The organism is Dyadobacter sp. CY326 (assembly GCF_021390515.1).
Lineage (GTDB): Bacteria > Bacteroidota > Bacteroidia > Cytophagales > Spirosomataceae > Dyadobacter.
Genome location: NZ_JAJUXI010000006.1, coordinates 169,699 through 184,895, shown reverse-complemented (window position 1 = coordinate 184,895; position 15,197 = coordinate 169,699). Strand labels below are relative to the sequence as shown.

Below are 15,197 nucleotides of genomic sequence, written 5' to 3'. Positions count from 1 at the left end.
TTTATGAATTACACAAAGACGGAGGCTTTCTCAAGGGCGTTTTCAAGAATTCCCAAGGCTTCGCGCAACTGCTCGCGACTAATGATCAGCGGCGGTGACAATTGCAGCACATTTCCTTGCGAAACTTTGAAACTCAAACCATTTTTGAGGCACTCATACATCACAATTTCTGCTTCCTTTACGGCTTTTTCCTTGGTGTCTTTGCTTCTTACTAACTCAATTCCCCACAATAATCCAACGCCTCTTACGTCTCCGATCAATGAAAATTTATCTTGTAGTTTTTGTAGCTCAGCTGCCATGAAAACGGCATCTTCCTGCACTTTTTCGAGGATCTGATTTTGCTCCATATAGTCGAGCATTGCCAATGCGGCCACGCTCCCCAGCGGACTTTTCTCATGTGTAAAATGCCCCAGCGAAACACTTTGGGCAACATTATACGACTCACGCGCAACAATGGCGGCCATTGGCATCACGCCTCCGCCCAGGCCTTTTCCCAGACAAATAATGTCCGGTTCAATGTTATAATGTTCAAATGCAAACATTTTTCCTGTCCGCCCAAATGCAATCGGGATCTCGTCCAGGATTAGCAGAACTTTATGCTTTGTGCATATTTCGCGCACTCTGTTCCAGTAAGCCTGCGAAGGAATCTGAACGTCGGTATTTCTTATAGTTTCAATTAAAAAAGCCCCTATGTCGCCTTCTTTTTCAATCACATATTCCAGATAATCTGCATAAGGCAGGTCACCATGGCCTGATGCGGAAAATGGTCCGCGGTAAGTCATAGGCGGCGGGATGCGCTCAACGCCAGGCATAAGCGGACCCATATCCTTTCGAAAATCGAGCTCACCGCCAGCTGAAATAGCATCCAGCGAAGCGCCGTGAAATGAGTCCCAAAGCGAAACGACTTTATGTTTTCCGGTCACAATTCTGGCCAATTTAAGCGCCATACTAATCGCCGAAGTGCCGCCGGGAGCAAAAAGTACGCGGTTAAGGTCTCCGGGAAGCAAATTTCCCAGCGTTTTAGCAAGCTCAATGGCGGGAACATTGGTGTAACGTCTGGGCGAAAAGGGCAGAATATCCAGCTGCTCTTTTATTTTTTCAATGATAAATGGATTCTTATAACCGAGCTGATGCACATTATTTCCATGGAAATCCATGTAACGTTTGCCTTGAATGTCAGTTAAATAAATGCCTTCACACGAAGCCAGCACATCCAGACAAGGCGTTGACAAAGACTGATGCAGGAAATATTCCGCATCTTCTTCCAGATAAGCAACCGTTTCCGGATCGCTCATCACGGCATACCATTCCCGGCGCGCGTCGGATAAGTTAATGTCTCCCTCGGTTCTGTTGTGCGTGGTCATTTACTTTCTCCTTTCCAAAGATTTTCCGGCTCTTTCAAACCTTCAAAAGCAGGTTTCACCGGTCGGCCGATCCAGGCGTAGGGTTGCTGAACGCCTAACACAAATGCAATCGTCGATGCAAGGTCATAAGTGTAAACTTCCTGCTCGATCTTATAACCTTTTTTCACATCCTTACCATAAAAGATCCCGGCAATTTCAGCTTCCTGAGGCGTTGCGCCGCCGTGACCTTTGCCCACTCCGCCATGATCCGCCCACACAATGACCAATGTTTTGTCCATTATGCCAGCGTCTTTCAGGCCAGAAAGGATCTTCCCAATGATCGAATCAGCTTTGGCGACAGACTGATAATATTCGTCCGAGCCGTGGCCGCCGTGATGTCCGGCATGGTCCACATGGTCAAAGTGCACGAAACCCAATGCAGGTTTTTTGGTTTTGATATAGTTGATAAAATCGGTTGCGGTTGAATCTTCTGTTCCAAAACGCTTGTCGTAATTGACGGCATCTTTTTGAAATAACCTCCCAAAACCATCCCAATGATACACAACGCCGATTTCAGCCTTCGGATTCGCTCTGTGAAATATACTGAAAATCGTTGGAAATCGTCCGTCCTTTTCCTGCACAATCGGCGGCAAAGTGTGTTTGTCGAGCTCCCAGTCATTGTTAATAATGCCATGTTGCTCAGGTCCCGCACCCATGATCATCGAAGCCCAGTTCTGGCTGCTGGCGGAAGTGAGCACGGTGCGCACATTCCATTTGACGCTGCCGTTGGCGATCATATCGTGCAGCACGGGCGATTTCCCCTTGTTAATCCCATCCGGACTAAGCCCGTCGACGCCGATAATAATCACGTGTTCAATGCCTTTTGGCCTGTCTTTTTGACCAAAACAAATGCTGGAAAACGCCGCAAATGATAAGAGAAGTGAAAATCTGAGCAACATATATTAAGGGTTTAGGATGCATTGTAAGTTCCGCTGATCACCTCATCGCAAAGGCCGAAAGAGAGCGACATGCCCGCTCCGCCGAGTCCGTTGATGATCGTTACGCCTTGTTCCGGCTTCAATACAATTTCAGTTTTGCCATTGGTCATTTTTGGATAGATCCCGTTCCAGGTCGACGAAACCGCGGGCGATTTGAACTGCGCAAATGTGCCCAGATAATCCAGGATCATTTTGTTTATAAATTCTCGATCAAACGGATCAAATGTCAGCGCATATTCGTGCGAATCGCCGACTGTAATTTCACCCAGACCGTTTTGAGAGGCCATCACGTGAATGCCCCATTTGAGCTGTTCGCTGTATTCTAACTGATATCTTGCCTTCAAACCGGCCAACGAAGGCGCGGCTTTGAAACCGTCATAATGGATCAGCGAAAGCCCGCCGCATAATGCCGGCCCGATCTTCCAATCATTGGGCTGCGCTTCGAGGCGGAGCATTTGCAATTTACATTTGGTCAAAGGCGCTGCTGCGAATTCAGCTGGATACAATGTTTCGAAATCCTGACCGCTGCAAACGAAGATTTCATCCGCAGCCCAGCTTCTCGTGCCCGATGTTACATTGGGATAATTGATCTGGGAAATAGCTGTGTCCCAATGAAAAATAACTTGCCACTTTTCCTGCAAATAGCGCGCAACGCCCGCAATCGCTTCCCTCGGATCGACGATCATTTCGTCCGCCGAAAACAATGAGCCTAACAAGCCATTTCCATTCACCGCAGGCGATTTTGCCAAAGTTTCAGCAGCATTCAGCACTTTCACAGGCCGGTAACTGCTCACTTCTACAAACTGCTTGATGACTTCCAGTTCGTCATTTTGGTAAGCCATGTGCAAGCTTCCGCCTTCGTGAAACCAGCATTTGGCCTCTGTCAAAACCTCTTTCCAGATGCTTTTGGCCTTTAATGCCCTGTTATATAATGTCCCTTCCGGCTGGCCGATGGGCCACACCATTCCAAAATTCCGGATGGACGCGCCAACCGCTTTGGACGAACGCTCAATGACTGTAACCTGATAACCTCTTGACACCAAAGCCCTTGCCGTGGCCAATCCAACAATGCCTGCTCCAATAACAATAGCAGATTTACTCATGCCTAGTGCTGTTAAAATTTGCTATTTATGAATGTCGCCAGCATAAGCCGGACTCTCTGAAATGATCGCGATCACGTCCGCAATGTCGTCGATGATGTGCGTCGGTTTGTATGGAAGCAATTCCTCGGCCGTGAATGCGCCCGTTGTAATCCCGATCACATATTGACAGCCTGCATTGATTCCTTCATTGATATCGACCTCAGTATCACCGACTTTCGCAATGTGTTTTGCTGATGTAATATTCAGTTCAGCCTTTATTTTATTGATCATATCCGGATGCGGACGGCCGGCAGGCACTTCGTCGCTGGCAACCAGACAATCGATTTTGTCTGCCCAGCCCAGTCGGCTAACGATCACATCTGCAATGTCTCTTGAAAAACCCGTGTTCAAAGCGATTTTCACACCCGCTTCGCGCAATGTTGCAAATGTTTCTTCCACATGCGGCAACGGCTCGATTTCCTGTGTTGTGCTGTAAAACTGGATCATTCCGTCCACGAAATGCTTGTGAATGCCATCGACGAGCACATCTGTGATCTTTGTTTGATCCGCTTCAAAAGTTTCCAGCATCATCCTGATAGCCAGCGGCTTCTCATATCCCATCAATGGATTCACATCCTCGATGGCAATATCGTAACCCTGCGACTTCATCGCTTGTTGAAACGCTATTCCTACAAAATTTTTGTCCTTAACAGTGGTTCCTGCCATGTCAAAAACAACCAGTTCTATTAACATCTTGCTTATTAATTGGTGAACAAATACTGAATTTATTATAGAGGATTTACGCGGATTGTCAATATGTAAATGGCCGAAAACGCTGCAAAAAGCGCATTTAGCTGCCTGATTGTCTAAATTAAGCCACAAAACTAACGATATGCGTGAAAAATAAAGTTAAGCAAATGTTAATTAATATTTAACATTTAGACAAAACCGAAGGGGAAGTTACGCCTCGTTGAAGAAATAGATAACGAGCAGCAATGCTTCCTCGCCGTTGACGCATTTGGGGTTATGCAGCTCATTCGCATCGAAAAACATGGAATCGCCCTGATTTAAGACATATCTATTTTTCCCAACTGTATATTCAACCGAGCCTTGGAGCACATATTTGAACTCATAAGCATTGGTTCGCACCATCGGACGTTTCGCGTCTTTTTCGAGGCGGAGCAGGACCACGTCAATGTGGTTATCCTTAAATTGTTTGCTAAAAATGCGGTGATAATAGAAGCCTTTCGCATTTTCTTTGGTGAAAGGCTGATAATCTTCTTTGCGGCGAATGAGCACATTATCGCCCGGAGCAGTGGAAATAATGTCTTTGAAAAACACATTCAAATCAATGTCCAGCGCCTTAATGAGCCCGAGCATAACGGGAAGCGAAGGAATTGTGCGGCTGTTTTCAATCTGCGAAACGAGGCTTTTGGTCACCCCGGCTTCATCCGCAATTTCCTGCAAAGTAACGCCCTTATTCTTCCTGACTTCCTTTAATTTATTGCTGATCTGAAAAAGAATGTCTTCCTGCATGACACTGAAATAAATGATTGCGCTGCCTCAAATAATGCTACAAGGTTATTTTTATTTTTTGGATAAAACAAAAACTCCCGGCTCATGGACCGGGAGTTTGCGCATGCTGAGCAGTTCGGAATATTAAGTCAACAAGCCTGTAATGGGGCTGTGCCTGAAATTTTCCTTCATTTGCTTCAACGATGCTTTCATGGCTAACAGCATTGCTTTTTGAAAATTCGGCCCGAAGCTTACCCTGGTCACACCCAGTTTGTGAAGCGTTTGGAGCTCAGGCGTTCCTTTCGTTATTAATATGTTTACAGGAACTGAAAACTCATTGACGAGCGCAGCAATGGCCGCTTCGTCCTGGACAAAAATCGGGTAAATCCCGTCCGCGCCTGCATCTGCATAAGCGCATCCACGCTCCAAGGCGACTTCCAGCTTTTCTTCATTTGAAAGTGAACTGGGTTTTAGAAAAACATCCGTTCTGGCATTGATAAACAGTCGCACGCCTGCTTTTTCAGCCACTTTTCTGATTAACCGGATGCGTTCAACCTGCCATTCTGTTGGCAGCAGCTGATTGGTTTTCGGGTCACTGTCTTCAATGTTAATTCCCGCAACACCCGTTGCAAGCACTTTGCGGATGTTGTTTTTCAGTTCGGACCAATCCATCGCATAACCCGACTCAATATCAGCGGTCACTGGCACTTCAACCGCATTCACGATCTGGGTAATCACATTCAGGGCCTGCTCGAACGGCATTTTTTCACCATCCTGGAAACCATTGGCGCGCGCAATAGCCGCGCTAGCAGTGGCAACAGCATGATAACCAGCTTCTTCAAGCAGTGCAGCACCCGCAGCATCCCAAATATTGGGTAAAACAAGCATCTGCTTACTATAATGCAGTTTTTTGAGTAAATCAGCCTTTTCAGATTGCGTACTTCTTGTTTTCATTCCATTTAAATTTTACTATCTCAAATTTACCAAGTAACAGGACTATTGAAATGATCCATTTTCAATTTTATCAGTGGTCCAATTCAATGTTACATTTTTAGCAATCCTGCCGCTCAAACATTGGGAAGGATATTTTTAGAGTCGCGGAGCTGAAATTTATAACTTTAACCAAGCTCACTTCGAGCAATACAAAACTGGACGACTTAATAGCGATTAAAATCATGAAATTCAGAAACCTGGGAACGACCAACGAAAAACTGTCAGCCATTGGATTGGGCTGCATGGGCATGAGCTTCGCTTATGGCCCAACGGACGATGCGGAAAGCATTGCGACTTTGCATAAAGCACTCGATTTGGGCATTAACTTTTGGGATACGGCCGACATGTATGCCAATGGCCTGAATGAAGAGCTGATCTCCAAAGTGCTTGTGCCTAACCGCGATAAGATTTTTATTGCCACAAAATTCGGTTTCCGTTACAAGGAAAATGCAGGCGATGCTAAGAATGCAAACGGCACCTATTTCGACGGCTCGCCCGCATGGATGAAAACGGCTGTTGAAAACAGTTTGAAAAGACTCAAAATCGACACCATTGATTTGTATTACGCGCATCGCGTTGACCCCAATGTGCCTGTTGAGGAAATGGTAGGCGCGATGAGCGAGCTTGTTAAGGAAGGGAAAGTGCGCTATCTCGGGCTGAGCGAAGCCTCCGCTGCATCCATTCGCAAAGCGCATGCGGTGCATCCGATCGCTGCATTGCAAAGCGAATATTCGGTGATTACGCGCGATGTGGAATCGGAGATTCTGGGCACGGTGCGCGACTTAGGAATATCATTGGTTCCCTATTCTCCGCTCGCGCGCGGCCTTGTGACGGCAACATTACAAGTCGACGCGCTGGCTGAAAGCGATTTTCGCAGAACATTGCCGCGTTACCAGCAGGAATATGCGGATAACAATGCGAAACTGGTCAGTGGATTTGCGGAAATCGCCGCCGGCAAAAATTGCTCTCCTGCACAGCTCGCATTAGCATGGGTGCTTGCGCAAGGCGAAGACATTATTCCCATTCCCGGAACGAAGAAGCGCAAATATCTGGAAGAGAACGCCGGCGCAGTCGAAGTGGAGCTTTCCGCAGCTAACCTTACAGCGATTGACGAACTCGTGGCCCGCTTTCCAAACACAGGAGAACGTTATAATGAAGGTTCAATGAAACTGGTTAATCATTAAGTTTTGCGATTGCGCAACGCTAGACTTTCCAAGTTTCCAAAACTTGGAAAGTCTTCTCCGAGAACTACGCAAAATAAAATATTGCAATTCCCAGCATTAATGTTAAAAAATCCTCCCTATGGCACAGTAAGCCACTTTTAATATTGCATTTCTATTAAATCACCATTTGTTGATAGTTTATTTCTTTTATATTTGGTAAAGCATACTAAACCTTGTCAACTGTAAACGATCAATGACTGACTTTCAAAATTTTTCTGATGATGCGCTGGCCGCTTTGATGAAGGAGGGCGAGGAAGGTGCATTTGACGAAATTTACAACCGGCATTGGGACAAGCTTTTTTATGCCGCTCACCGCATGGTGAAGTCTGCCGAAGTGGCCGAGGAGATTACGCAGGACACTTTTATGTTGTTCTGGATGAAGCGCGAGACGCTGGAAATCCAGTCGCTGAAACCTTATTTGGCGGCCATGTTACGCTACGAGGTTTATCGCTATCTGGCCAAATCCAAGCAAGAACAGGAACTGGAATCTACGATCAAATTACACGCAGCAACTTCGGTTTCCATCGATCAGGAGATTGAGAACAAACTGCTTTTGGAGATCATCACCAATCTCACCAACCGCCTTCCCGAAAAATGCCGGCTTGTTTTTCAGTATAATAAGTTGCAGGACAGGTCCTTGTCGGACATTTGCGAAGAGCTCAACATTTCCCCCAAAACGGCCGAAGCACATTTGACCAAAGCATTGAAAATGGTGCGATCCAACCTGAGCGGCGTCGCACATCTTCTTCTGCAATTATTGTTTTTTACCAAATTATAAGTCGCTTCGATAAAAATCTAAAATTTTTTATTTTACAACTAAGGGGTTTCCCCTTCTTCTCCCCTCTATGTATTGCAAAGGGTTTATCTGCTTTGCAATGACACAAGCGTACATCAGACAACTTGCTGAGAAATTTCTCAACGGGACAGCCTCCGAAGAGGAAAAAGCGATATTGCACAAATGGTATGACAGCCAGCAAGCGGACATTCCCGAAACGGAAACAGTCTTTACGCGCAGTCCTGAAACGGCGAGCGAAATGAAGGATCGCATGTTGCAAAATATGAAAGCCATGCAACGGCCCACGCGCAAAACCCCCGATTTCACATTGGTCAAACGTCTTGTTTCCTGGTCCACGGCCGTTGCTGCGCTTGTCATTGCGGGTTTTATTTTTTGGACCAATCATCACGAAACTGCCGAAACAAGCATTAAGCTCGTGACCGCGCCATTGGGCAAGACATTGAAAGTCACCCTACCCGACGGCTCTTTAATCTGGCTTAATGCCGGTTCGAGCCTCTCCTACCCGCGCGCATTTTCAGGAAAAACGAGGGAAGTTGTTTTGAAAGAAGGACAAGCATTTTTTGACGTAAAACACATGTCCGATAAGCCGTTCATTGTCCATGCCAAAACGTTGAACATTACAGTTCTTGGAACTTCGTTCGATGTGAAGGCTTACCATAATGATCCGGACATTAAAGTGACCGTAAAAACGGGAAAAGTGGGCGTAACGATCCGCGATAAACCGGAGCGTCCCGCATTGATGTTGTTGCCAGCAGAACAGGCAGTTGTCCCTGAAAAAAATGCGGAAATCTATGTCAGTGAGATCAGTAAGCCTGCCATTGCACCCTGGAAAGACAACCGGATGGTGTTTGAAGATGAATTATTATCCGAAGTTTTTCACGCATTGGAAAGAAAATACAAGCAGCACATTGTCATTGAAAAGACCGATTTATCCGCTGAAAAAATATCCCTGACCCTCGACGATCAGCCCATTGGCGACGTGTTGAAAGTGTTGGGCTTTTCCAAAAAATTCGATTACTCACAATTAAACGACAGCACGATTGTAATAAAATAAAAACCCTAGAAAATGTAGCTGGCTTTCCAGGAAGGCGGGCTCAAAACAGAAACCGGGAACACTGCGAATGTCCCCGGAAATGAATGTCCCTCTGCTATGCAATGCTTCGAACCATCAATAGTCAGAAAGGGCGCGGTTTAACAGCTTAACCATTAAACATCAAACAAATATGGTGAATTATTACCATAAGGGACTCCCCTTATTTAAAAAATTTATGCGCATTTCGACGCTTATTTTGGGCATTAACATGCTGACTGCGGCCCTTTTGATGGCCGGCACAAGCGAGGCTCAGCACGTCAATATGGATGTGCGGCAGTCGAGAGTGAAGACTGTCTTCAAACAAATTGAACAGCAGACCGGCGTCACATTCGCCTTCGACGAAAAGCTCGTTCGCAATGCGCCGCAGATCACGCTTTACGCCATGGGCATGCCCGTGCCGGAAATCCTGAAAATGATCGAAAAGCAAACTTCGCTCGAATTCAGGCAGGTAGGCAAAATGATCGGTGTGACGGAAAAGACCAGGCTGGAAATGGAGCGCGAGGCTGCCGAAATCCAGTCGCAATATTTGCTGCGGCCTGTTAAGGGCAAGGTTACAGACGACAAAGGCGAAGCATTGCCTTCCGTTGCGATCCGCGTCAAAGGAACGAACGACGGAACGATGACGGATCTGGACGGAAATTACACCATTAATGTGGCCGGCGATGAGTCCATTTTGATTTTTAGTTTTATTGGATTTACAGCGCAGGAATCCATGGTTGGCTCGCGCACGACGGTGGACATCAAGCTTTTGCCCGATGTTTCTACGCTTTCAGAGCTGGTTGTAACGGGTTATGGCGCGCAGCGCAAAAAGGATTTGATCGGTGCCGTGTCCGTTGTGGATGTGGAGCAATTGAAACAAACGCCTGACGGACAAGTAGCTAACCAGTTGCAGGGAAGGGCTTCCGGAGTGACCATTATCGGCTCGGGCCAGCCTGGCGAAACGCCGCAGGTGCGCATCCGCGGCTTGAACACATTCGGAAACAACTCGCCATTATATGTGGTTGACGGCGTCCCTACAACTTCCATCGCCGACTTGAACAGCAACGACATTGCTTCCATGCAGGTTTTGAAAGATGCCGGTTCGGCTTCCATTTATGGCTCCCGCGCCGCGAACGGGGTGATCATTATCACAACGAAAAAAGGGAAAGACAAGGTTAAGGTAAGTTACAGCGCCTGGTATGGCATGCAAACGCCGCCAAAAGGCAATGTTTGGAACACATTGTCGCCGATGGAACAAGCGCAATTGAAGTTCCAGGTGCAGCGCAATGAAGGTGCGACCGTTGGTGACGATCAATACGGATCGGGCCCAAATCCGGTTTTGCCGGATTATATTTTGCCAACAGGCGCGAAAGAAGGCGATCCGGGCACAAATCCAGACCTTTATTATGTCAATCCGGAATACACTTCGGTGGATGATTTTAACAAATTCAATCAGATCGTAAAAGCCAACAAAGAAGGCACGGACTGGTTTCACGAGATCTTCAAACGCGCGCCTTCAACGAGCCATAATGTTTCGATAAGTGGCGGAAGCGATCAGGGAAGCTATCTTTTCTCTTTGAATTATTTTAACCAAAAAGGCGCATTAACCAACACTTATCTGAAACGCTACACATTGCGTTCAAACAGTCAGTATAATATTGGCAAGCATATCAGGATCGGAGAAAATCTTGCTTTTTCTGTTTCTGATAACCCAAAAAGTGCGCTTTCTGACGGCGGATCGGCCATTGCATTCTCGTTCCGTATGCAGCCGATCATTCCCGTTCGCGACATTATGGGCAATTATGCTGGGAGCCGTGCGGCTGGCATGGGCGATGCATTTAACCCGGTTGCCATGCGGGATCGTACACGTTATAACAAAGGTTTGGACAATCGCTTGTTTGGTAATGTGTTCGCAGAGGTTGATTTGTTCAATTACTTTACTTTGCGGACAAGCTTCGGTGGCGAAAATTATTCAGGTCGCTGGAATTCTTTCAATTTCCCAACTTACGAAAACAAAGAAAACAGCAACACGAACACTTATTCCGAAGGCGCTTACTCAGGCTTCAACTGGACCTGGACCAACCTTGTAACCTTTCATAAAAACTTCCAAAAGCACGATCTTACCGTGGTTGCTGGAACAGAAGCGTATAATGGCAAGAGTTACGATATAGGCGGCGACACACAGGGCTATTTCTCCTTCGATCCGAATTACATGAATTTGGGAACTGGCTCGGGCACGCGGAGTAATTCGAGCAGCCGATCAGCCGATGCATTGTTCTCATTGATAGGCCGTTTGGATTACATTTATAATGATAAATATCTTTTTGGCGCGGTTATCCGTCGGGATGGTTCCTCGAAATTTATCAATAAAAGATACGGCCTTTTTCCGGCCGTGAGTGCGGGATGGCGCGTTTCGCAGGAGGATTTCATGAAAGGAATCACCTGGCTCGACGACCTGAAACTGCGTGCAAACTACGGGATCATGGGTAACCAGATCAATGTGCGGTCCGGGAATGCATTCACGACTTACGGCTCCAATCGCAGAAGTTCTTACTATGACCTTTCCGGCACAAGCGGGTCGGGTGCGTTGGAAGGTTTTGAAAAAAGCCAGATTGGGAATCCAGACGCGGTTTGGGAGAAAAACATCAGTACAAACTTTGGTATCGATGCCACATTCTTCAAAGGCAGACTGGACGTGATTGCGGATTATTATATCAAAGATGTTAAAGATCTTTTGTACAATCCAACGTTGATCGGAACAGCTGGCGGCGGACAAGTTCCGTTTGTGAACATTGCTCAAATGAAGAACAAAGGGATCGATTTACAGATCACTTCCCGCTTTGACATTGGCCGCGATCTGAAACTGAATGCAACAGCAACTTTCACGACTTACAATAACAAGATTTTGAAAGTGACCAACAGCACCAATTATTTCGATTTGGAAGGCCGCGGATTTGACGGACATTCTATTGTTAGGAATCAGGTTGGCAATTCGATCGGACAGTTTTTTGGTTATAAAGTGATTGGCTTCTGGAATTCTCAGGAGGAAATTGAGGCTGCCAATGCACAGGCTGTTGCGCAAACGGGCGACGAAAATTCTGTGTTTCAGGATGGCGCTGCATTGGGACGTTTCCGTTACCAAAATACGAACGGCGACGGACAGATCACAGCGGCTGACCGCACGATTTTGGGCAATCCAAATCCTGATTTCAGCTATGGTTTGAATCTTGGATTTAATTACAAACAATTTGATTTCAGCCTGTTCCTTTACGGCGTTCAGGGAAATCAGATCTGGAACCAGACACTTTGGTGGAGTGATTTCAACTCGTCAAGATCAGGAGCGAAGAGCCAAACGGCGCTTTACAATTCCTGGACGCCTGAAAACCACAATGCAAAAGCGCCTATTCAGGAAAATTCAAGTTCTTTCAGCACCATTAATGTTCCCAACTCTTATTTCGTAGAGGATGGTTCTTACCTGCGTGCGAAGAACATTCAGCTGGGTTACACATTTGCGCCTGCGTTTTTGAAAAAAATCAAAACACAGCAATTCAGGATTTACGTGCAGGCCACGAACTTGTTCACATTAACAGGTTATTCCGGCCTCGATCCCGAAGTAAGCAGAAATGCGGATGGCAACCCGACCGTTTTTGGCATTGACGAGGGCTCCTATCCTTCTTCAAAACAATACACAGTGGGCCTTAACCTTACTTTTTAACATTTACCTGAGACTGACATGAAAAAGGGATTTCGATATATTATTGTGCTCTGTCTGACGGCCAGCCTTCCGGTTTTTCAGGCTTGCAAGGACGATTTTTTGGACAAACCCGTGCAAGGTGCGCTGGGCGACGAAGTGTTATCCAACCAAAAAGGCGTTGACGGGTTGCTCACCGGCGCCTATGCTGCCCTGGACGGACAAGGTGATTTTAATGGTGGAAGCGGCTGGGAAGCGCCACCGGATAACTGGGTTTACGGCTCCATCCCAGGCGGCGACGCGCACAAAGGCAGTGATGGCGGTGACCAAACGCCAATTAATGCCATTGCAACATTCGCTTCGGGTGCGGATAACGGTTTTTTTAACACCAAATGGCGTGCGCTTTACGAAGGCGTTTCACGCGCCAATGCGGTTTTGAAAGTGCTGAAATTAGCAACAGACCTTCCCGAAGCCAATAAAGCGAACATTGAAGGACAAGCGCTTTTCCTTCGTGCGCATTATTATTTTGAGTTGAAAAAAATGTGGAATATGGTGCCGTGGATCGATGAAAACACCACGGATTTTAACCAGCCGAACGATAAGGACATCTGGCCAATGATTGAGGCGGATTTCAAAGCTGCCTATGAGAAACTGCCTGCAACGCAGACATTGGTTGGTCGCGCAAACAAATGGGCAGCAGGCGCTTATCTTGCCAAAACCTATTTGTATCAGCGCAAACATGCAGAAGCGGCAGCACTTTTTGCAACCGTGATCAGCAGCGGCGTGACTTCTAATGGTTTGAAATATGACCTGGTTTCGTTCAAAGACAATTTTGATGCAGCCACTAAAAACAATGCAGAATCTGTTTTTGCAATTCAAATGGTGGCCAACGACGGGACTCTGGACATTACCAACGCGAACATGGGTGGCATGCTCAATTTCCCTTACGGAACCGGCGCTCCCTTCGCCTGCTGCGGGTTTTTCCAGCCGTCGCAAATGCTCGTAAACAGCTATCGCACAGATGCTAATGGGTTGCCTTATGTGGATGACTTCAACAGTCACGCCGTAAAAAATGACCTTGGCGTTGCCTCTTCCGCAACATTCGCAGCAGACGCAGGCCCGCTCGACCCACGCCTCGACTGGACGGTAGGTCGCCGCGACGTGCCTTACCACGACTGGGGCTTATTCCCAGGTATGAACTGGGTCCGCGACCAGCGTTATGGCGGTCCGTATGCACCGAAGAAGAACATTCACAGGCAAAAAACGCAGGATCTCTATGCAGATTTAAGCTCCTGGGCGCCTGGAAACGCCATTAATGTGCTAGTGATTCGTTTTGCGGATGTGCTTTTGATGGCGGCTGAGGCGGAAGCCAATGCAGGAAGTCTGGCCAAAGCCGAGGAATACTTAAACCGCGTAAGAACGAGGGCAGCAGACAAAACCGGTTGGCTTTACAAATATATTGATAACAAAAACCCGCTAGCCGGCTTTTCCACAACACCAGCCGCAAACTACGTTATAAAACCTTATCCAACAGGTTCATTAGCCGCAAAAGGCAAGGATAATGTGTTGAAAGCCATCTATTTCGAACGCAGCATTGAACTAGCCATGGAAGGCCACCGCTTCTTCGACCTGGTTCGTTGGGGAACCGCCGAGAAAACCCTCAACAGCTTCTTCGGCTACGAATCCAAAGTCACCACCGACCTCGCGGGAGGAAAATTCACTAGCGGCAAAAACAACTATTTCCCCATCCCACAATATCAGATCGATATGAGTGTAGTGAACGGAGCTGCCATGTTGAAGCAGAATCCTGGATATAATTGATAAATTTTGATTTCATCCCAAAACAACATTGCCCCGGGCTTAAGCCCGGGGCAATGTTGTTTTGGGATTGTCAAATAGAATCAAACTTCATCCTCATTTCAAATCACCTTCAACTCCGGATCATAAAATCCTTTCCAGACTTCGAGTGCTCCTTCCAATGTTTCCGGCGGCGAGGCCAGGTAAGCTTTGATTTTTGAAAGGTTTTCAGATTCAGCGTCTTTGGCTGTGTATTTGATCAAATTAACAAGGAGATCGTCAATTTGAGTTGTGCTGGTGCGCCAGTTTTTACTGTATTTCGCAAACCATTCTTCATTCAAAAAGACGACGCCCGAATATCGATAAACGTCCGAAAAGCCGAATGCATCAATGACGATGGGCTCGGTGGGCCATTCTTCGTCCAATGCTTTGTCACTGAAACGCTCTCGGCCGTCGCCTAGTAATGCTATAAATCTGTATGTTTTAACTGTCATGGATCTTTTAATTATAAATTTCAAAAGTGCTTGGAACGCGTAATTAATGCGAAAAAACGATCATTATCATGCCAGCCTTGTATTTCACTTCACCTGTTTCCAAACAAATCATCTAACACGACCAATTTTAAATAAAAACTGAACATGTGTCATTAATATGTTTAAAAAATGGACAGATTTTAGCCTCATGTCC

Annotated in this window: 12 protein-coding genes; 5 read left to right on the top strand and 7 right to left on the bottom strand. The window is 46.5% G+C overall.

All coding sequences use genetic code 11. The features are described from left to right. Nucleotides 1-8: 8 nt before the first annotated feature. The 6 genes from LZG73_RS13625 to LZG73_RS13600 form a co-directional block, all read right to left on the bottom strand. Nucleotides 9-1,364: an aspartate aminotransferase family protein gene (locus LZG73_RS13625; RefSeq protein WP_233850351.1), complete on the bottom strand. Its 1,356-nt coding sequence runs from the start codon at nt 1,362-1,364 to the stop codon at nt 9-11. Next, nucleotides 1,361-2,302 carry an alkaline phosphatase gene (locus tag LZG73_RS13620; RefSeq protein ID WP_233850349.1) on the bottom strand — a complete coding sequence of 314 codons (942 nt, stop codon included), beginning with the start codon at nt 2,300-2,302 and terminating at the stop codon, nt 1,361-1,363. The genes LZG73_RS13625 and LZG73_RS13620 overlap by 4 nt, the downstream gene beginning before the upstream one ends. Before the next feature lie 11 nt (nt 2,303-2,313). Continuing rightward, on the bottom strand, nt 2,314-3,444 hold the full coding sequence (locus LZG73_RS13615; RefSeq protein ID WP_233850347.1) for a TIGR03364 family FAD-dependent oxidoreductase: 1,131 nt from the start codon (nt 3,442-3,444) through the stop codon (nt 2,314-2,316). A gap of 21 nt (nt 3,445-3,465) precedes the next feature. Further along, the gene (locus LZG73_RS13610) at nt 3,466-4,176 is read right to left on the bottom strand and encodes an HAD-IA family hydrolase (protein WP_233850338.1); all 711 of its coding nucleotides are present in this window, start codon (nt 4,174-4,176) and stop codon (nt 3,466-3,468) included. A 207-nt stretch (nt 4,177-4,383) separates the two neighbouring features. Then, on the bottom strand, nt 4,384-4,959 hold the full coding sequence (locus LZG73_RS13605) for a helix-turn-helix domain-containing protein (protein WP_233850336.1): 576 nt from the start codon (nt 4,957-4,959) through the stop codon (nt 4,384-4,386). A 123-nt stretch (nt 4,960-5,082) separates the two neighbouring features. Further along, nucleotides 5,083-5,892: an isocitrate lyase/phosphoenolpyruvate mutase family protein gene (locus LZG73_RS13600; RefSeq protein ID WP_233850334.1), complete on the bottom strand. Its 810-nt coding sequence runs from the start codon at nt 5,890-5,892 to the stop codon at nt 5,083-5,085. Between the two features lie 221 nt (nt 5,893-6,113). Here LZG73_RS13600 and LZG73_RS13595 point away from each other — a divergent pair, with 221 nt between their 5' ends. The 5 genes from LZG73_RS13595 to LZG73_RS13575 all read left to right on the top strand — a co-directional run bounded on the left by LZG73_RS13595 (nt 6,114) and on the right by LZG73_RS13575 (nt 14,534). Next, the gene (locus LZG73_RS13595) at nt 6,114-7,115 is read left to right on the top strand and encodes an aldo/keto reductase (RefSeq protein WP_233850332.1); all 1,002 of its coding nucleotides are present in this window, start codon (nt 6,114-6,116) and stop codon (nt 7,113-7,115) included. Between the two features lie 232 nt (nt 7,116-7,347). Next, nucleotides 7,348-7,932, top strand: coding sequence for an RNA polymerase sigma factor (locus LZG73_RS13590; RefSeq protein WP_233850330.1), 585 nt, complete (start codon nt 7,348-7,350; stop codon nt 7,930-7,932). 97 nt (nt 7,933-8,029) lie between these two features. Further along, on the top strand, nt 8,030-9,004 hold the full coding sequence (locus tag LZG73_RS13585) for a FecR family protein (protein WP_233850328.1): 975 nt from the start codon (nt 8,030-8,032) through the stop codon (nt 9,002-9,004). A 214-nt stretch (nt 9,005-9,218) separates the two neighbouring features. Next, nucleotides 9,219-12,737, top strand: a complete 3,519-nt coding sequence (locus LZG73_RS13580; protein ID WP_233850326.1) for a TonB-dependent receptor — start codon at nt 9,219-9,221, stop codon at nt 12,735-12,737. 18 nt (nt 12,738-12,755) lie between these two features. Further along, nucleotides 12,756-14,534: a RagB/SusD family nutrient uptake outer membrane protein gene (locus tag LZG73_RS13575; protein WP_233850324.1), complete on the top strand. Its 1,779-nt coding sequence runs from the start codon at nt 12,756-12,758 to the stop codon at nt 14,532-14,534. 98 nt (nt 14,535-14,632) lie between these two features. On the opposite strand, the gene LZG73_RS13570 is transcribed toward LZG73_RS13575, so the two are convergent. Next, entirely contained in the window at nt 14,633-15,004 is a 372-nt protein-coding gene (locus tag LZG73_RS13570) for a hypothetical protein (protein WP_233850309.1), read from the bottom strand. Nucleotides 15,005-15,197: the final 193 nt, after the last annotated feature.

What these genes read in the sequence shown, in the direction of transcription:
- LZG73_RS13625 (WP_233850351.1), bottom strand. Translation starts at nt 1,364, where the DNA reads ATGACCACGCACAACAGAACCGAGGGAGACATTAACTTATCCGACGCG.
- LZG73_RS13600 (WP_233850334.1), bottom strand. Translation starts at nt 5,892, where the DNA reads ATGAAAACAAGAAGTACGCAATCTGAAAAGGCTGATTTACTCAAAAAA.
- LZG73_RS13605 (WP_233850336.1), bottom strand. Translation starts at nt 4,959, where the DNA reads ATGCAGGAAGACATTCTTTTTCAGATCAGCAATAAATTAAAGGAAGTC.
- LZG73_RS13580 (WP_233850326.1), top strand. Translation starts at nt 9,219, where the DNA reads ATGCGCATTTCGACGCTTATTTTGGGCATTAACATGCTGACTGCGGCC.
- LZG73_RS13570 (WP_233850309.1), bottom strand. Translation starts at nt 15,004, where the DNA reads ATGACAGTTAAAACATACAGATTTATAGCATTACTAGGCGACGGCCGA.
- LZG73_RS13610 (WP_233850338.1), bottom strand. Translation starts at nt 4,176, where the DNA reads ATGTTAATAGAACTGGTTGTTTTTGACATGGCAGGAACCACTGTTAAG.
- LZG73_RS13585 (WP_233850328.1), top strand. Translation starts at nt 8,030, where the DNA reads ATGACACAAGCGTACATCAGACAACTTGCTGAGAAATTTCTCAACGGG.
- LZG73_RS13595 (WP_233850332.1), top strand. Translation starts at nt 6,114, where the DNA reads ATGAAATTCAGAAACCTGGGAACGACCAACGAAAAACTGTCAGCCATT.
- LZG73_RS13615 (WP_233850347.1), bottom strand. Translation starts at nt 3,444, where the DNA reads ATGAGTAAATCTGCTATTGTTATTGGAGCAGGCATTGTTGGATTGGCC.
- LZG73_RS13590 (WP_233850330.1), top strand. Translation starts at nt 7,348, where the DNA reads ATGACTGACTTTCAAAATTTTTCTGATGATGCGCTGGCCGCTTTGATG.
- LZG73_RS13620 (WP_233850349.1), bottom strand. Translation starts at nt 2,302, where the DNA reads ATGTTGCTCAGATTTTCACTTCTCTTATCATTTGCGGCGTTTTCCAGC.
- LZG73_RS13575 (WP_233850324.1), top strand. Translation starts at nt 12,756, where the DNA reads ATGAAAAAGGGATTTCGATATATTATTGTGCTCTGTCTGACGGCCAGC.